The sequence below is a fragment of the Vibrio sp. 1288 genome, assembly GCF_033344475.1.
Genome location: NZ_JAWPOX010000004.1, coordinates 23533 through 41533, shown reverse-complemented (window position 1 = coordinate 41533; position 18001 = coordinate 23533). Strand labels below are relative to the sequence as shown.

General features: G+C 44.8%; 13 protein-coding genes and 2 pseudogenes. 7 read left to right on the top strand and 8 right to left on the bottom strand.

The genetic code is table 11. The features are described 5' to 3' along the window. Positions 1-109: 109 nt before the first annotated feature. The 5 genes from R8O11_RS04295 to R8O11_RS04275 form a co-directional block, all read right to left on the bottom strand. Entirely contained in the window at positions 110-2941 is a 2832-nt protein-coding gene (locus tag R8O11_RS04295) for a GH92 family glycosyl hydrolase (protein WP_145534367.1), read from the bottom strand. A gap of 121 nt (positions 2942-3062) precedes the next feature. Then, complete coding sequence (locus R8O11_RS04290) at positions 3063-4463, bottom strand: fructose-specific PTS transporter subunit EIIC (RefSeq protein ID WP_005453038.1); 1401 nt, start codon at positions 4461-4463, stop codon at positions 3063-3065. Between the two features lie 11 nt (positions 4464-4474). Continuing rightward, positions 4475-4915, bottom strand: a complete 441-nt coding sequence (locus R8O11_RS04285; protein WP_005436338.1) for a PTS sugar transporter subunit IIA — start codon at positions 4913-4915, stop codon at positions 4475-4477. 233 nt (positions 4916-5148) lie between these two features. After that, the gene (gene manA, locus R8O11_RS04280; protein ID WP_373924679.1) at positions 5149-6366 is read right to left on the bottom strand and encodes a mannose-6-phosphate isomerase, class I; all 1218 of its coding nucleotides are present in this window, start codon (positions 6364-6366) and stop codon (positions 5149-5151) included. Positions 6367-6458: 92 nt separating this feature from the next. Beyond that, the gene (locus R8O11_RS04275) at positions 6459-8366 is read right to left on the bottom strand and encodes a fructose-specific PTS transporter subunit EIIC (protein WP_318193945.1); all 1908 of its coding nucleotides are present in this window, start codon (positions 8364-8366) and stop codon (positions 6459-6461) included. A 385-nt stretch (positions 8367-8751) separates the two neighbouring features. Between R8O11_RS04275 and R8O11_RS04270 the strand changes: the two genes are divergently transcribed. After that, positions 8752-9594 carry a helix-turn-helix transcriptional regulator gene (locus tag R8O11_RS04270; RefSeq protein ID WP_029802624.1) on the top strand — a complete coding sequence of 281 codons (843 nt, stop codon included), beginning with the start codon at positions 8752-8754 and terminating at the stop codon, positions 9592-9594. Between the two features lie 34 nt (positions 9595-9628). Here the strand turns inward: R8O11_RS04270 and R8O11_RS04265 are convergent, their stop codons facing one another. After that, the gene (locus tag R8O11_RS04265) at positions 9629-10405 is read right to left on the bottom strand and encodes a PTS sugar transporter subunit IIA (RefSeq protein WP_053349239.1); all 777 of its coding nucleotides are present in this window, start codon (positions 10403-10405) and stop codon (positions 9629-9631) included. An 8-nt stretch (positions 10406-10413) separates the two neighbouring features. Next, positions 10414-10716 (bottom strand): PTS fructose transporter subunit IIB, encoded by a 303-nt coding sequence (locus R8O11_RS04260; protein WP_005463048.1) that lies wholly within the window; start codon positions 10714-10716, stop codon positions 10414-10416. 267 nt (positions 10717-10983) lie between these two features. Between R8O11_RS04260 and R8O11_RS04255 the strand changes: the two genes are divergently transcribed. From R8O11_RS04255 to R8O11_RS04235, 6 genes and pseudogenes are all read left to right on the top strand, one after another. Further along, the gene (locus tag R8O11_RS04255) at positions 10984-12852 is read left to right on the top strand and encodes a fructose-specific PTS transporter subunit EIIC (protein ID WP_136976732.1); all 1869 of its coding nucleotides are present in this window, start codon (positions 10984-10986) and stop codon (positions 12850-12852) included. 132 nt (positions 12853-12984) lie between these two features. Further along, positions 12985-13763 (top strand): annotated as a pseudogene (locus R8O11_RS04250) (IS5 family transposase). 316 nt (positions 13764-14079) lie between these two features. Continuing rightward, positions 14080-14730, top strand: a pseudogene (locus R8O11_RS04245) (sodium:calcium antiporter); the annotation flags it as partial. Between the two features lie 222 nt (positions 14731-14952). Beyond that, the gene (locus tag R8O11_RS31785; protein ID WP_372059718.1) at positions 14953-15183 is read left to right on the top strand and encodes a mechanosensitive ion channel domain-containing protein; all 231 of its coding nucleotides are present in this window, start codon (positions 14953-14955) and stop codon (positions 15181-15183) included. An 87-nt stretch (positions 15184-15270) separates the two neighbouring features. Then, the gene (locus R8O11_RS31780) at positions 15271-15411 is read left to right on the top strand and encodes a hypothetical protein (protein WP_372059719.1); all 141 of its coding nucleotides are present in this window, start codon (positions 15271-15273) and stop codon (positions 15409-15411) included. Positions 15412-15955: 544 nt separating this feature from the next. After that, positions 15956-16531, top strand: a complete 576-nt coding sequence (locus tag R8O11_RS04235) for a hypothetical protein (RefSeq protein ID WP_285400242.1) — start codon at positions 15956-15958, stop codon at positions 16529-16531. A gap of 323 nt (positions 16532-16854) precedes the next feature. Here R8O11_RS04235 and R8O11_RS04230 read toward each other — a convergent pair whose 3' ends face one another. Further along, complete coding sequence (locus R8O11_RS04230) at positions 16855-17817, bottom strand: peptidoglycan DD-metalloendopeptidase family protein (RefSeq protein ID WP_182015852.1); 963 nt, start codon at positions 17815-17817, stop codon at positions 16855-16857. Between the last annotated feature and the right edge of the window lie 184 nt (positions 17818-18001).

Genomic DNA, 18001 nt, shown 5'->3' with positions numbered 1-18001 from the left:
GTATATAAAAAGTGTTTATAAGAGACTGTTTATAAAGAACTGCTTATAAAATTTGCTTGTAGGGATAGCCGGGAGATGCGCTCTCCCGGCTGAGTTGTCACTATTGGGATTAACGAGAACCCGCTGGCATCTCGTCTTCATGCAAGAACTCACCGATGCCTTGTGCTGGTGGAAGATCTTGCTCTAGAGAGCCCCAACGTTGATTTGGTTTGTCGCCCATCACGAACTCCAACTCACCGCCGTACATGATTTCGTCATGAGTCAGGTAAGTGCGGTTGAAGTCTTTGCCGTTGTAGCGAGCCGATTGAATGAAGATGTTTTCGCGGCTAACGTTCTTCGCGGTCACCGTGAACTTCTGGTTGTTGCCGACATCGATAGACGCGCTTTCAAACAGCGGAGTACCGATTTCGTAGATGCCAGAAGAAGCATTTACTGGGTAGAAGCCAAGTGCACGGAACACGAACCACGCAGAGAGCGTACCGAAGTCGTCGTTACCACAAATGCCGTCAGCGGTGTTCTTGTAGCAAATGTTGGTTGCTGCGGCGATGGCTGCCTGACCTTTCCAAGGTTGACCGACGTAGTTGTACAAGTACGGCACGTGGATATCTGGTTCGTTACCTTGTACGTGCTGACCAACGTTACCTGTGTTGAACACTGGGAATTGGTTGTCGCCTGCGTTGCGGTCTGGGTAGGTTGACCAGTACTCATCCAAGCGAGCTGCGAACAAGTCACCGCGTTCTGCTTCAGGATTTTGTGTCTTGTCGAAGCGTGTCATCAGGTCAATCAAGCCATGAATGTCGTGCTGAACACTGAACGAGTATTGCCAGCCGTTCGACTCAGAGAATGCCCAGTTGAACATGTCTGGACGCCAGTCTTTACCAACCGCGCGACCGGTGATTGGGTCTACCCAACCTGCGTCGATAAACTCGCCATCGTAGTCACGGGCTTTGAACCAACCTTGGTATTGCTTACCGCCGAAGTCGAATTGCGCTTGCCAGTTTTTAGAACGGTTAGCGAACTCGTTGTAGCGTGGATCTTCTTCACCGAAGACTTCCTTGATCGATTGTGCGATTGCCCAGTCGTTCATTGAGTATTCAAGCGAGTAAGATGCTGTCCAAGAATCTTTAAATGGTGAGTGACCGCCGTAAGAATCTGGTGGAGTGTCGTGCAATTGCGCTGGTACGTAACCTTGTTCCTCGTACTCTTTGATCCATGCTACGCCTTGGCTCGTTGCGGCGCGCGCGTCAGTGATCATCGCTTCAACTAAACGTTCTTTAACGTCTTTGCGCTCCGCTTCTGTGAAGCCAAGATCGATCATGCGTTTTTCTAGTGAGCCTTTCGACAACACATCATGAATCACAGGCGTTGAGTGCATGCCCATCATCATGCCAGTTTCGTTGCCTTTGAATGTCCACTCAGGCAGGCGACCTTTGCGCACGTTGCCTTTGTCATCTACCCATTCTTCTTCGGCGTAAGACAGCATAGACAGCACGACGTCTGCTAAGCGGTCTGGCTCAAGAATCGAAGACAGCGGTTGAACTGCGCGGTAGGTATCCCATAACGAGAAAGTGTCGTAGCGCGTGAAGTCTGCTTTGCCATCTTTGTTAGCATCGGCAGTGCGGATCGACTCTTTCAGCGTATCAATCTTATCGCCCCAAGGTGTGTTGCCATCTGGGTAAGCGTTACGACCTTGGTGAACTTGGCGGTAGCGACCATCTAAGTCAGAGTGAATGGTTTGACCTAGGTACGAGTGGTACATCGCGGTGTAGAAGGTCTGTTTGTAATCTTCGTCGCCAGAGACTTGGATCTTGCCGAGTTCGTCTTCCCATTTCTTCGTTGCCGCTTCGCGTACTTGGTCGAAGTTCATGCCCGCAACTTCTGTCATGTTAAGAGAAGCACCAGACTTGCCATTCTCGCCGATTTCAACGTTTGATAGCGCCAATTTCGCTTCAACCGTTAAGCCGTCTTTGGATGTGTCGAACTCAACGTAAGCGCGTGCGTATTGATACTTGCCACGTGTTTCGTTACCGATTTCCGTAATGCCTTCTGGCACGTCCATGTAACGACCTTGCTCTTTATCGTAGTAAGCAAAGCGAACGTTTTTGATTGGTTGGTCGAATTCCATCACGAAGAATTCTTTTTGGCTTGGTGCCCAGCCGTCAGAGAAACGGTGACCTTCAAGACGGTTATTGTCTTTGTCCCATTTCAAGTAAGAATCAGAGGTGTAGTCCCAGTTAATTTTGAAGCCAGTGTTCACGATGATTTCTGACTTCTCATCACGAGGGAAGGTGTAACGGTGTACACCAACGCGATCTGACGCCGTCAACTCAGCTTTGATGTCGTAATCCAATAGATCGACTTTGTAGTAGCCTGCCGTCGCTTGCTCGTCACGATGTTGGAAGCGAGACGCTTCTAGGTTTAGCGTTGCCGAACCTTCATCAATCATGTAATCCGAACGCGAGTTGATTGGCATGACGAGAATGTCGTTCAAGTCGCCAGCACCTGCTCCGGAAAGGTGGGTATGAGAGAAACCGGAAGTACGTGCGTCGTGGTAGTAGTAGCCTGAAATGTATTCCCAGCCGTTAGAACCGTTGTTTGGAGAAAGCTGCACCATGCCGTGTGGTGTGGTTGCACCAGGGTAGGTGTTGCCTAGGTTACCTGTGCCGATGAATGGGTTGACGTAGCGTGTTACGTCCATATCGGCGAAATCTACCGGAATGTGAACGCCCATGTCGATTTCAGGTGTTTCTGGGTTTGGCTTGTCATCGCAGTCGCCATCGCCAACTGGAGGACATACTGGCTTGCCGCCGTCAGGAATATCCGGCAGTGCAGGGTTGGTGTCACCGCCTTCATAAATGTTGGTTGTGTCATCGTTACAGCCAGTCAGACCGACTAGACCACTGAGAACTGCGCAAGCGAGTAGGGAAGGTTTGAATTTCATTTTTAAAGCCTTGCAAATTGTAGGGTTATGTAATTAAAAAAATCAGGGGTATTACTAAAACTTAAAAACTTGAAATAGAGCCCTTTGGGGGAAAGGGCTCTTAGGGGGAGGAGCTTAAGGTTTAAGCTTTCACAAGAGTCGCTGCGTTACGCATCGCTTCTTTCGTTGAACACTCAACAACGTTTGCTTTTGCAAAGCGGTGAGCGTCTTTTACTTGGATATCGTGAGCTAGAATAACCAGCTTCGCGTTTGCTACATCTAGGTCAGTGATGCGGTTCTGGATACCGTTTTGACCTTGAGTTTCTACTTTGATTTTCAGACCTGCTGCTGCACCTGCTTTCTCTAGTGCTTTCGCTGCCATGAATGTGTGTGCTACGCCAGATGGGCAACATGTTACTGCTACGATGTCGTACTCGCCTTCGCCTGCTGCTGGAGCCGCTTGAGCTTGTGCAGGTGCTGCTTCAACGATCTCGTCTTCTGCTTCTTCTTCAGCAACTGGTTTCCAGAAGCCAACGATAACTGCTGTTGTTAGTGAGCCTAGTGCGATACCCACAACGTACATTGGGATGTTGCTTGATACAGGAGCTGTGATTAGACCGCCCCATGGTGCGTGTAGCAGTACGTCTGTTAGGAAGCCGAACACACAGCCAACGATACCACCAGCAACGATTGAAGGAAGAACGCGTACAGGGTCGTTTGCTGCGAATGGGATAGCACCTTCAGAGATACCGATAGAACCCATGATTGCTGCTGCTTTACCTGCTTCTTGCTCTTGCTTAGTGAACTTCTTCTTGAATAGAAATGTTGCTAGTGCCATACCTAGAGGAGGCGTACAGATTGCGATACCAACACCACCCATTAGCCATGGTTGAGTATCAACTTGAGTTTGAGCGAATAGCGTTGCTACTTTGTTGATTGGACCGCCCATATCGAATGCAGTCATACCACCAAGAATCGTACCTAGAACCACTTTAGAAGCGCCAGCCATAGAAGCTAGGAATTCGTTCATAGACGCCATGAAGATCTTGATTGGCTCGCCGATACCCCATAGAACGATACCTGCAGAGATAAGCGTACCTAGTAGAGGGTAGATGAAGTAAGCGCCCAACGCAGTCATGTTAGCAGAAAGAGGGATCTTCTTAAGTTGGAATACCACACCACCTGCGATGAAACCCGCTACGATACAACCAAGGAAGCCGCCGCCCATGTCAGCCATGATGCCAGAAGAGATCATCGCTGGTGCTAGTGCTGGTTTGTCTGCAATTGAGTAACCAATGAAGCCACCAAGAATAATTGGGAACAGCACCAGACCTTTAATACCGATATTAGAAATATCAGCCAATAAACCGTCCGCAGGAACCGCACCTTTACCTGATGCCATTACCGCTAGCGCCAGTAGTACACCACCCGCAACGATAAATGGAAGCATGTGAGAAGTACCGAATAAAAGGTGACCTTTCATGGTACTTAGGATTTTTTTGAAATCGCTATTATTACTAGCTTGAGCTGTGATTGTACTCATAATTTCACGCCTTATGAATTAATTAAAATATTTAGTATTTGGTTTTCGTCTTTTGCGTTATGAATATCTTCAATAAACTCTTCGCTAAATTTACCGAATAATTCTTGAAGAACATAAATATGGTGGTCGGCACCGTTATCTGGTGAGGCAATCATGAAGAATACGGTCGGTTTGACTCCCTCTTCGTCGCCATACTCGATGCCTTCGCGCTTTACGCCAACAGCGATTGCAGGCTCTGTAACCGCTTTGCTTTTTGCGTGTGGGTAAGCGATGCCGTCCATTGAAGTTACGCTTAATGCTTCGCGCGCTTCGATGTCGGTTAAAAAAGCCTCTTTGCTGCTGATTCGATTATTTTCGAATAGCATTTGCGCTAGCTCTTCAAAGACTTCTTTTTTATTATTTGCTTGAAGGTTGCCTTTAATTAAATTGACGTTTGTTAGTTCTGTAATCATTTTTTGACTCATTGGTACTGAAGTAATGAGGCAAATTTAATTAATGTTACGGTTTTCTGAAATAGTAAAAAAAAACCAATAACTATATTTTTGTATCACACAAGCTTAAGTGTGATTTAGCTCTCCAATATATCAATATAAAACTAGGATGAATGAATATCAAAAGCCAATAACGGCGGTTATTGGCTGAACTATAAAATGTAACAGTATGAAGGAAGCTTAATTAGCGTTCACTAACTGTGAGCGCGCGCAACACGACCTTCACAATCCAAAGTGACCTGTTTTGCGTAAGCCGGAATGAAAACTGATTGTCCTTTTTCAACCACGCATGTTTCACCGTTTGCGTGAGTTAGCACAAGTTTGGTATCCAGAGGCATAAGGATCTCAGCGGTTTGAACTTCTAGAGTACGCTGGTGAGCTTGTTTAACGATGGCGAATTTGAAATCGTCCACAGGAATTGGGTATTCCAACATATCGTCGATTTCAGTCGGTGCAAGCAATAGGCTGTCGAATGGCTTCTCATTGAAGCGTGTACATGCAACAAGCTCTTTCACGTCCATGTATTTTGGTGTCAGACCTGCGCGCAGTACGTTGTCTGAGTTTGCCATGATCTCAAGACCTGTACCTTTTAAGTAAGCGTGTGGCGTTTCTGCATCCAAGAACATAGCATCACCCGGTTGTAGGGTAATCACATTAAGCATCAGTGGTGCAAACAAACCAATATCGCCAGGGTATTGCTTCTCTAGCTCAAGAATAAGGTTGAACAGAGGTAAGTCGGTGATGCGAGCTTGAGCCAATAGCACCGTCAACGCCATCTCTTTCTGTTCGCCCTCTAGTGACAGTAGACCCGAGAAGAAGGTCGCCAAGCCCGTTGGCGTTTGGTTTGCGATTAGATCATCTACCAAACCTTGTAGCTCAGGAATCGCCAGCTCAGAGAAGAAGCTGATGATTTCACTTGTTGGGCGGAATCCATTCATCGCTTGGTATTCGGTTAGCGCGTAAACCAATTCTGGTTTGTGGTTTGGATCTTTGTAGTTACGGTTTGCAGCGGTTAGGGGAATGCCTTGTTTTTCTTCCAGTGCAAAACCTAGTTCTGCTTGTTGCTTGTTTGGGTGCACCTGAATCGACAGCGCTTTCTCAGCGGCAAGCACTTTAAACAGGTATGGAAGTTCACCAAAACGGTTTGCGACTTCTTCACTCAGAAAAGCATTCATGTCTTGAGCAATCAGTGAAGAGAGTTTGGTCTCCTTGCCGTTCACCATCACCACTGAGCAACCGTTTGGATGCGCGCCCATCCATACTTCTGCTTGTGGTTCGCCCGTTGGGTTTTCAATGCCAAACAGTTGGTTAACAGAAGTAGTACTGCCCCAAGCGTAGTTTTGAATCACGTTGTTCATCAGGAAAAACGTCGGATGCGCAGCTTGAGTTTGAATCGTTTGTGTATCGGACATCGTTAAATCAGACATAGAGTGTCACCATGAGAGAAAATCATGGCTTGGGCGACATTGCCCAAGCCATAGGAGCCATTTGGGGGTAGGGGTGATTAAGCGGCTGCTTGCATCATTTTTGCTTTACGTACTTTCTTCAACGTTACACACGTTACTGCGGTAACCGTTGCGCCAGCTGCCATACAAATCAGAGCAAGGACTGGGTGGTTCATCGCGCCAAGTAGAGCGACAACTGGACCGCCGTGAGCAACGCTGTTGGTGATGCCGAATGAGAACGCCATTACTGCCGCCAACATTGAGCCAAGTACGTTTGCAGGAATCACTGACATTGGATCTTGCGCTGCGAACGGAATAGCACCCTCAGAGATACCAACCAGACCCATTGCACCTGCTGCTTTACCTGCTTCGGTTTCTGATTCTGCGAACAGGTCGAACTTACGACCAAGCGCCGTTGCCAGTGCCATGCCTAGAGGAGCAACAGGGATTGCACACGCCATCGCACCCATAAATTGAGTTTGACCGCTCGCAATCATGCCCACAGAGAATAGGAATGCGACCTTGTTGAATGGACCACCCATATCGAAGCCAGCCATACCACCAATTACGATACCCAGTAGAACGACGTTACCTGTACTCATGCTAGTTAGTAGCGCAGTCAGACCGTCCATTAGGCTTGCGATTGGCGCGCCGATAACGAAGATGAATAGACCTGCGATGAATAGCGAACCTGTGATTGGTGCGATCATGATTGGCACCAAAGGTTGGATGAATTTGTGGTAGTTAATCGACGTAATCCACTTCACGAAGTAACCCACAAGCAGACCTGCGATGATGGCACCGATAAAGCCTGTACCAGCGTCTGCGCCGTAGAAAGAACCGTTGTTTGCAATCCAACCACCGATCAAGCCAGGAGCTAGAGCTGGGCGGTCAGCAATCGCGTAAGCAATGTAACCGGCAAGGATTGGGATCATCAGCGTAAAGGCAACCACACCTACGTTGAGGATTTGGTTCCACATGCTGCCTTCAGGAATTGCCATGCCCGCTTCACTTGGTTGACCACCGACTGCAAGAGCAAGTGCAATCAACAGACCACCTGTTACAACGAATGGGATCATGTGTGATACGCCGTTCATCAAGTAGCGGTACAGATCAGAGCGAGCCTGAGAGGCTTTGTTTGCAACAGACGCTTGTGCATTGCTGCTTGCTTCTGCTTGGTATTCTGGAGCGCTTAACGCTTCGTTAATCAGACCTTGAGCATCGCGGATAGGGGCTTTTACGTTAGTTTTAACCACGCGTTTGCCCGCAAAGCGGTTTATGTCGACTTTTTTGTCACACGCTACGATGATTGCGTCTGCACGTTCGATTTCTTCTGCGGTTGGGCTGTTTTTCACACCGATTGAACCGTTCGTTTCAACCTTGATTTCGTAACCCATCGCCGCTGCACCTTTCTCTAGCGCTTCTGCCGCTAGGTAAGTGTGCGCTACGCCCGCAGGACAACCAGTAACACCAATGATGAAGCCTTGGTTTGCTGGTGCGTCTGTCACTGCTTGAGGCTCTTCTTTAGCAAGTAGAAGTGCCAGTGCGTCTTGGCTGTTTGCTGCACCTAAAAACGCATCGATGAAACCATCTTCAATCAGTTTTGAAGACAGTTCTGCAAGTACTTCGATGTGGTGGTTATCGCCACCGTCTGGAGAAGCGATCATGAAGAACAGCTTTGAAGGTAAACCGTCTTCCGCGCCGTACTCGATACCTGATTTGCTTACGCCGATCACAACCGCTGGTTCAATGACTGCTGCACTTTTTGCGTGTGGGATAGCAACGCCATCCTCAAATCCGGTATTACCTAATTCTTCACGTGCTTTTATATCTGTTAGAAATTGCTCTTGGTCTGAAATACGACCTTGGGCGTGTAGAACTGCAACCAGTTCTTTAAATACGTCTTCTTTTGAAGACGCTTTAAGATCAAGCTTAATTAAGTATTCATTTATTAGTTTGGTGATCATTATCGAACCCCTATAAATATAATTTTTATTTCAGAGGTATTTTTAAATTACTGAGAAAAAGACTGTAGTGAATAAAAAATGCATTTACTGGAGGATTGTAACCGACTAACTATAGTGTGATTTAGATCGTTCACTGGACAAATCTAGCTGCATATCTGTGACATGATGGATAAGAAGCTAAACGATAAGTGAAATGTGGCTTTGCTCCCATTTAAAAAGGGATTGAGTGTTTTTGATAGAGTTTTTGTTACTGGAAAATTGATGCGTTAACTGGATTTTTGTAACATTAAAATGGAAGTGTGATTTTGCTCAATAGCACAAAAATCCAGTCCGGTGTATATCTATAGTAAATAGCATCATTGATGCATATATAGAGTGTGAGACAATGATTTTTCATGATTTAATTTCAGCGGTATTAAATGAAAGAGAGCCATTTCATAATATTTGGTTTGCAGGAGATTTTCATACGCCGCCTGAATTTAGCTATCAAGTTAATTTCCCTCGCCTAGAGTTAGTTCTGGATGGGGAATATATTAATGAAATGGAAAGTCATGATCGAAAAGTAACGCACATCGTTGCTAAAAAAGGCGACGCGATATTTATTCCACCTAACTGTTGGAATAAACCAGACTGGGATACCGATTGCTCAGTGTTAAGTATTTTGTTTGGGCGTCGACAACTTGGGTTAAGTTTGGTGAGCAAACGCAAAGGTGAGGCAAACTTTTACGATATTCAAAAGCATAGCATCCAAACACGCTCAGGATTTGCGATAGATAACATCTTAGAAGCGTTGAGCTCACTGGCTCGTGAGAATACTAAAAAACCAATGGATGAGCTTTTACTGCAAGCATTACTGCAATACGCGAAGACGATGTTGGATGCACCAGTCGAGCAGCAGTCACATAGCCGTGTGCAAGATCTCTATCAAGGGATTTGTATCTACATTCAAGAGAACTTCCATCGCCCAATCACACGTGACAGCATTGCGTTGAGATTCAGTATTTCCTCGAACCATTTGTCGCGCTTGTTCCGTCAGCAGGGGCACATGACCTTGGCAGACTACATTACTTGGGTACGCGTGGATCGTGCGAAGTTTATGCTCAAGAAATACAACTTCAAACTCAATGACGTGTCAGTGCGCTGTGGATTTAAAGACGTGAACTATTTCTGCCGAGTATTTAAGAACCGTACAGGCAGAACGCCGACGGAATATCGTGGTTCGATTTAAGCCTTCAGTCAGAGTGCGTAAATTATAGAGAAGTTTAGGCGAGCAGCCTCGACATGGCGTACATCAGCAGCGCTTGTAAGTCGACGCTGCTTTTTGTTAGTAGTAGGCGTTCCGCCATTTGATCGGTAAGCAGATTTCGTGTGAGGTTAGTAGCCGCAATGATCTGATCTCGGGTCGGCCTTTCTGGCATCACCAGTGCTATAGTCAGATGAACATCACCCATCTTTGAAGCCCAATCCATCGACTTTTCATTTGCAATAACGGCAATGGAAATGTGGTCAACACCTGAAAACATCACATGCGGTAGAGCGATCCCCGGAGTCACGCAAGTTGATGAACGTTCTTCGCGTTTAATAAAAGCAAGAATCAGTTCGTCGGGATGAATGGGGTGGATCAGCTGAGCTAATCCTTTAAGACATTCAAACTTGGTGAGCTCGGTATGCGCTTTGGCGTAGTGCCATTTGATTTCACAAGGTGGGCAAATTTGCGGTAAACGCTCGGCCAGTTGGCTAGAAAACTCATAGTTGATATGAGATCCCACCACCGTAAAGTGTTCAGCAATCATGTCTTTGATGACGAAGCAGGCCAGCTCTGCGTCAATGCCAATCGCTGTGATTTGACACAAATCACCTTGTTGTAGACCTGCTTGCAAAATGGCCACGGACTTGGTGAGTTCCGCAACACGATTTTGCGTTACATTAATGATATGTAAGGTACTTTTGAACTTCTTTGCCACTCGATTGAGTGGCTGAGCAAGGTGCGCACTGGCATTTGCATTATCGACGAAAAAGGTGATTTGGTATTCGTTCATCTGCAAATTTAGTCGCGGCAGTGGACGAGGAATACTTTGTCGACGTTCAGCAAAACCTCTTCAATGGGGATTTGAATTTTGCGCGTCCCTTCGAATCGGCCTGGTTGTTCTATCTCAATATCCGACACGATCAAAACCCGATCCGCTTGAGCAATATCGTGAGGAGTGAGCTGATTCTCTATCCCCATCGCACCTTGCGTTTCTACTTTAATTTGCACGTTATGTTTTGGCGCAGCTTTCATGAGTGCATCTGCCGCCATATAGGTATGAGCGATGCCTGTAGGGCATGCTGTCACCGCTACGATTTTCATGTTCTATCCATTTTATTTTTTGTGGATATTAACACAGCCACCGCAGATTGAATTGATTTGAGCTGGATTAACGCAAGAGCTCTATCACAGTTTGAATCTCATGTTACATTAATCCAGTTAATGCACTTTTAGTCCTATATATCAAAGGGTAGGCACTGGTTAATCTATGCCCAAATAAAATGAGTAGGAACGCATACGAGCCAGGGGATCCTGTATCTCAAACTCACTTGGGTATATATTCGAGCGTGAATATTGGAAGGTAAAGCAATGGACATCACAAACCTAATTGAGCTGGAAACGATATGTTTAGATCTAAAAGCTCAAACCAAAGATGAAGCGCTCAAAGAGCTGGTCGATATGCTAGAGGCCGCTGGCAAGCTCAACAGTCAAAGCCAGTTCTTGGCAGATATCTGGAAACGAGAAGAGATCGGTAACACAGGATTTGATGATGGTATTGCGATCCCTCATGCCAAAAGTGATGCTGTAGCGCAACCAGCTGTCGCGGTCGGGATCAGCCGTAATGGGATTGATTATGGCGCCGAAGATGGCGAGCTGTCCGATGTGTTTTTCATGCTGGCGTCTCCAGATGGTGATGATCATCATCACATTGAAGTATTGGCACAAATTTCCACCAAAATTATCGAAGACGGCTTTGTTGAAAAGCTCAAGTTGGCTCAATCGCGAGAAGAAGCGCTTGAGATGCTGACTGATATTCAAACCCAATCCAATGAATTTCTCCCGACTTCTTTAGAATTTGCATCAGAACCCCTGAGCCCTTGGGCGCAAAAACTTGGCCGCATTAAAGAGCACCTGCTGTTTGGCACATCCCACATGATCCCGTTTATTGTTGCGGGTGGTGTGTTGTTGTCGTTGTCGGTGATGATCTCTGGACACGGTGGTGTACCACAGGAGGGCATTCTGGCCGATATTGCCCAAATGGGGATTGCTGGCCTGACATTGTTTACTGCCGTTCTTGGCGGTTACATTGCTTATTCCATTGCCGACAAGCCGGGCCTTGCACCGGGTATGATAGGGTCTTGGATTGCGGTCAGTCATTACAATACGGGTTTTTTAGGTGCAATTGTGGTCGGCTTTTTTGCTGGCTTTGTCGTTTGGCTATTAAAGAAAATTCAGCTACCAGACAGCATGAGTTCGCTTGGCTCGATTTTTATTTATCCGCTAGTGGGGACGTTTGTTACTTGTGGCGCGGTGATGTGGGTGATAGGTGCTCCGATTGCCAGCGCAATGACCACCATGAACGAAGTGCTGACGGGCATGGCGGGCTCAGGCAAAGTAATGCTCGGAACTGTGCTTGGGGCAATGACCGCGTTTGATATGGGCGGCCCAATTAACAAAGTGGCGACGTTGTTTGCTCAAACCCAAGTGAACACGCAACCATGGTTGATGGGCGGGGTCGGTATTGCGATTTGTACGCCGCCATTGGGGATGGCACTAGCAACGTTTTTGGCGCCGAGTAAATTCAAGCGAGATGAACGCGAAGCGGGGAAAGCCGCAGGTATTATGGGGATGATCGGCATCAGCGAAGGTGCGATTCCTTTTGCCGCTGGCGACCCTGCACGAGTGTTACCCGCTATTGTGGCGGGTGGCATTGTCGGTAACGTGATTGGCTTTATGTTCCACGTAATGAACCATGCACCGTGGGGCGGTTGGATTGTTCTCCCTGTTGTGGATGGAAAAATTGGTTACATCATCGGCACGATTGCTGGTTCTGTTACCACCGCGTTGATCGTGATTGCACTAAAGAAAACCGTCACAGAAGATGAGAGCTACAAAGGTCATTCTCAAGTATATGGTTCTGTTCAAGGCGAAGGTGAGGCGGATGTTTTGGCGGTTACATCTTGTCCATCAGGTGTGGCACATACGTTCTTAGCGGCGAAGTCATTGGAAAAAGCAGCTTGTGCACTCGGCATTAAGATTAAAGTCGAAACCCAAGGGGCGAATGGCGTCATCAACCGAATTACCGAGAAAGACATCAAGAAAGCGAAGTTTGTGATCTTTGCTCATGATGTCGCGATCAAAGAACCGGAACGTTTTCGAAAAGTAAAAGTGTTGGATGTCAGTACTAAGGATGCCTTGCTTCATCCCATTGCTTTATTGCAAAACAAGAATGAATAGCTATCTTTTAGTTAGCACTTTCTTCGTTAAATTTACTATATATTTGGTCGACTAAGTCGGTAAACTGGCTCCAATTTGGACTATCGAGCACTACCTCAGAGTAGTACGATCTTGAAACCAGTTTGGCCATGGATGACATCTCTAATCAACCGTGGTTCTCTCACTTTCTGGATTGATGAAGAAGCCATTCGCAAGTGGAAGTAGAATAAGCAAGGTAAACGTGGTAAACCTTGTCAGTTCAGAGGTTTAGCCATTATCACTGTGCTTATAGTGAAACGAGTTTTCTCAATACCGTTGAGAACATTGCAAGGGTTTATCGATTCTGTTTTTTTCATTGGCTAACGTCCCTATAGCCTGTCCACATTACAGTTGTATCAGTCGAAGAGCTAAGCAAGTCGAGGTTTTATTTAAACCAAAGACTAGATGTGTAATATATCATCTAGCCCTCGATGCGGCAGGTCTCAAGGTCTATGGTGAAGGTAAACGGAAGGTCAAGAAGCATGGACTGGCGGGAAGTGTAGAGTCTGGAGAAAATGGCATTGAGCTATCGATACCAGCACTTACGAAATCGTTGCGGCAGAACTGATTTTATCTAATGTTACCTATGCAGAAGTCCTCCCTTACTTGCTCAAGCAAACAAGTCGTAAAATCATAGCGATATTAGGTGATGGCGCTTATGACACAGGGGATTGTCACGATGTCATACGTATCCAAGTGTAAGTGGAAAAAAACGATACGGCTACCATAAACGCTCACTATCAGAGACAGCAATGTATCGAGTGAAGAAGTTGTTAGTTGAGCGGTTAAGCCAGAGAAACTACAATGCTCAGGTTGATGAAACTTACGCCATGATTAAAGAGTTGAACAAACTTACAGGGTTTGGTATGCCTGAAACTCAGTGTGCTGTATAAGAATTGCTCAACTTCAGGCAGTTTGGTGCTCTGACCGAATTACGCAACAAAGACCCGCTTGGTTCTAAAAGCACTCGTCTGGACTACCGATGTGAAGAATATGAAGAGTTAGCTAAAACAGAATCAAATAAATTTAACCGAGGAGAGAAAATGAATCGAGATATAGGCTTATAGGTTTCGCCTAGCTATTTAACAAAGTATTTAATATTGATTCGAAACACGTGGCATTACCAGTTAAAATTGAGTTTAGTGTTTACGGTGCAATGGATTTGTTCTGATCCATTGATACTGAATACTCTCGTAAGGGACTTTTTCCATACTTATAGTCATTACGCTTGGCGTTGGTGCAATGCTATGGAATCACCATATCAGCACGTTAGAAGCCTGGACTTTGATTGGTGGATTCATGCTTTTGATTGGTTGGTCAATCTGGAGCGCACTACGCTCAAAGGGAGACTACTTAGAGCAATAGATGGGCTACGAACTGTCTAGCCAACGTATGTCACAGAAGTCTTCCATTTTCTGGCTGTTTACAGGGTTAGTGTTACTGATTATCAGCTCGCGCATTTTGGTGTGGGGAGCTGTGGAAATCCCACAACAACTCGGTGTCAGCGATTTATTGATTGGCCTAACTATTGTGACCTTAGGAACGTCGTTACCCTAATTAGCGGCATCTATAGTGGCGGCTCGTAAAGGCGAGCATGATATAGCTGTGGGTAATGTGGTAGGCTCAAATATGTTTAACTCCTTAGCAGTCATCGGTATTGCGGGCACCATTGCACCTATTGCCAATATTGGTGCTGAAGTCTTCTGGCGTGACTGGACATCGATGCTTTTTGTCACGGGATTACTGTTGTTGACCGCTGCTCGTTTTGGCAAATCACAGACAATTTCTCGCAGTGAGGGCGTTGTTCTGTTGGTGTGTTATTTGGGATACAACAGTTATCTAATCTATGGAGCGCTTTAATACATAAATATTGAACAGTGAACTTATTGAGTCACGCAGTAACTATGGAACACATTACGGTTTTTTATGATACGCATTAGGCACTCGTTGTGCTGATCTTGCAAAATACGCTCTTGACAATTTTATCTTGGCTTATGTGGTATCCAAGCTCGTCAACCTCGGGATATTTAAAAAGACAGACAAAGTCAGTGGTGGAGATGAAATTATCGCTCGCTGTCTCAAGTGGCTTCTTATGCGGTTTGTTTAGTCGCACTTGTAGATGTTGCCAGTTTGGTAGCTTTAGTGGGGGCAGCGGGTTTAGCGATTGGTTTGGCTCTGAAAGGCACCCTGAGCAACACTGCCGCAGGTACCATGATTTTATTTCTGAAGCCGAACAAAAAAGGTGGGTTTGTTGAATTCGGAAGCTGCTCAGGTAGCTTGGTTGATATTGGTTTATTCACTCCCGTGTTTTAGACGGCAGATGGCCTTTACATTTCTAGTTAGTACAGTGTTATTTGGAGCTCAACTGTTTGTAATTTTAGTCATAGCAACAAACGTCGTATGTATATCATGGTTGGTATCTCTTACCAATATTTAGTCGAGGTCGGGTTGAATGTACTTAAAGAACTGGCGTTATCCCAAGCGCATATTATTAAAGATCCTGAGTCTCAAGTAATTGTTCGCATGCTGGCTGATAGTTAGATTGGCCTCCAGCTTTGCGTCTGACGTCCAACGGATAAATACTGAGAAACCTATTGGTCGGTGCAGAAGCAAGTGAAGCTAAATATCAATACGGCTGGGTTAGCTATATTCCTTTTCCCGCAGAGAAATCTTTACATGAAGTGGTTGTACAGTAATACTGAAGGTAACTTTCTTACCTATGGTTTTTTAGTAAACTGTCGGGTTCACAAAAATATCAACTTATGGTTCCTTTAAGTGATATCAACAAATGGTTGCTTTTTGAGTAAGCTATTGAAGTGAAAGAAATCGTAGATATCACTTTATGGTTGTTTCGATAGGAGGTTCGAATCATTATGAGCCGTAAGTAGCGCTCTTTTTGTCTCAGTTTTCTTAGCGGCGATGTATTCGTGTATACATGCAACGGTTTTTAGAGATAGGTTGGAATATTAGTCGAAATTTGAAACTGTAAACGCGTTTTTGGGACTAGAATTAAGTGTCATGAAGATAATATTTGTCATTATCTTCAAATTCTTGTGAAGAAAGAACCAGTTTGGAAACCAGCTTAATGAGGATATACCAGGTAAGAAACCTCAATCGTTACTTTAAAGTTCTTGAGCATGATCCGTATCAGAGGGCCATAGATGCGGGCGATGATGACCTGTTGAATAGGCTTTTCAATGAGCCAGTAAGAGCAGAGGGCTTGTCTGATGTTTGGGTAGAAGAGAGTGTTCAATTTACGGCTCACTACAAGACATCGGTAAAAAAACCTGACATATCTGTTTGGGGAACGTGTTTAGTGCTGACGCTGCGAGCGGCTGAAGTGCTTAAACCATACATTGAAACAGATGGTGAGTTTTTACCTATAGTGATTGATGGTGAGAAGTTTCAGGTTTTCAATGTCATGAGTTTTGGAGAAGAAGACCAGGAAAATACGAAACACGAGTATATTGATGAGCATCCGGTTGGCTTGAAGTCGCTTAAGTTCATCGAGTTGAGCGTTGCAGATAAGTACGTTTTCAAGTCGTTGATGGAAGGATGTGCGTTGCTTTATTGCGATGACAAGCTAAAGAACTTGTGTAATGAGCATGACCTGCGTGGTGTCGAATTCGATCTCGATCTACTAGATGTGTTCGACTACTAGTATACTAGTAAGCCGTTTCATTTTTATTGTCTCGTAGTTACCAATTGATTTTTTCTATGACTACTTAGTAATACTAGTTATGAGTTTCTTTTATGTAATAACGTTTATGGTTGAATTTCTGAGTTTGAAACGTGATGTCACAAAGTATCAATTCATGGGTATGTAAATAAAGATTAGAATCATTAAGAGCCGCATGTAGCGGCTCTTTTTGATCCTGAAATTGGTTAGTGGCGACAGACTACGAAGCGTTCAGAGGGTTGCGAGGACTCGCTTCAGATAAATGAAGAAAGAGCGAATCGAAGTGGCTGTTGTTACCTGTTTGACTACTTATACCGTTGCCATTCCGCTGTTAATTCTGCTTTTTCTTTTCTCGCTGCAATCAGCATTTCTATATTTACGTCAGTGTTTGGGTGCCTTTGAATGTATCGCTCGTAATCAACTGGAACACCATTGATGTGCAGTTCAAGATGTAAATGCGGCCCTGTTGTTCTTCCTGTGTTACCCGTTTTCCCTATCACTTGTCCTCGGCTGATCTTCTCACCAACATGGACGTTGCGCTGAGATAAGTGTAGGTAGCGTGATACAGAGCCATTTGTGTGGCGGATATTAATATAGTTGCCCGCAAAACGGTTGTAGCGGGACTTTAAAACGATGCCATCAGCAATACTACGAATCGGTGTACCTACAGGTGTGGCATAATCAGTGCCTAAGTGCGGAGTCGTTATATTGGTCACTGGATGTGTTCGCTTTAAGTCATAGTCAGAGCTCACTCTGTAGTTTTTATCAAAGGGTGAAGAAAACATGAACTGATTATTTATCGACACACCATGCTCATCAAATACGTTACCGTGACCATCATTGATAATAAATAAATCAGTTTTACTGCCTAAATAGTAAAAAGAACTAATGTAAGTTTCATTTTTACTATTTAATTTAGTTCTTAAGATAAAGTTATCACCTCTTTTAATAGAGTCAATAATATTAAACTTGCTTTTGATAAGTGCTAATAGCAAGTTGATCTCTTTTTGACTCACTCCTGATTTTAATAATGAAGCGACAAAAGAGTATTCAACAACACCGATAGTGATTTTTTGCCTACGAGTCTTCTTTTTAATTGATGGCTGCACATTCTCACTTTCGAATTCTAAAGGCTTGATGGTAGGTAGCCTATCCACAGGAGTGAGGAAGTAGTGAGAAAGCGATACGCTAATCAATATGATTAACGCAGTAGTGATAAGGGCTACGGTAGGAGCTTGCACACTCCTTTTTATTATTAAAATAGTCATTAGTTTTGTTGGTTTATCAATACTGACAGTTGTGCGTAGAGTATAATATTTTAAATAAAAACTAGCATTAAAGCATGAGTAATTCCTCTGTTTTAACTAAGTTAATAATTATAGGATGTAAAAATAATTTTAATAATTCAGTCAAAGTGACGGTTGGCTTGGTGTTTATGCCTATTTTGTTGGT

Coding starts and splice junctions, on each gene's coding strand:
- R8O11_RS04270 (WP_029802624.1), top strand. CDS start 8,752: ATGATTTTTCATGATTTAATTTCAGCGGTATTAAATGAAAGAGAGCCA.
- R8O11_RS04260 (WP_005463048.1), bottom strand. CDS start 10,716: ATGAAAATCGTAGCGGTGACAGCATGCCCTACAGGCATCGCTCATACC.
- R8O11_RS04285 (WP_005436338.1), bottom strand. CDS start 4,915: ATGATTACAGAACTAACAAACGTCAATTTAATTAAAGGCAACCTTCAA.
- R8O11_RS04290 (WP_005453038.1), bottom strand. CDS start 4,463: ATGAGTACAATCACAGCTCAAGCTAGTAATAATAGCGATTTCAAAAAA.
- manA (WP_373924679.1), bottom strand. CDS start 6,366: ATGTCCGATACACAAACGATTCAAACTCAAGCTGCGCATCCGACGTTT.
- R8O11_RS04235 (WP_285400242.1), top strand. CDS start 15,956: ATGAGGATATACCAGGTAAGAAACCTCAATCGTTACTTTAAAGTTCTT.
- R8O11_RS04255 (WP_136976732.1), top strand. CDS start 10,984: ATGGACATCACAAACCTAATTGAGCTGGAAACGATATGTTTAGATCTA.
- R8O11_RS04295 (WP_145534367.1), bottom strand. CDS start 2,941: ATGAAATTCAAACCTTCCCTACTCGCTTGCGCAGTTCTCAGTGGTCTA.
- R8O11_RS04275 (WP_318193945.1), bottom strand. CDS start 8,366: ATGATCACCAAACTAATAAATGAATACTTAATTAAGCTTGATCTTAAA.
- R8O11_RS04230 (WP_182015852.1), bottom strand. CDS start 17,817: ATGACTATTTTAATAATAAAAAGGAGTGTGCAAGCTCCTACCGTAGCC.
- R8O11_RS04265 (WP_053349239.1), bottom strand. CDS start 10,405: ATGAACGAATACCAAATCACCTTTTTCGTCGATAATGCAAATGCCAGT.
- R8O11_RS31780 (WP_372059719.1), top strand. CDS start 15,271: ATGTATATCATGGTTGGTATCTCTTACCAATATTTAGTCGAGGTCGGG.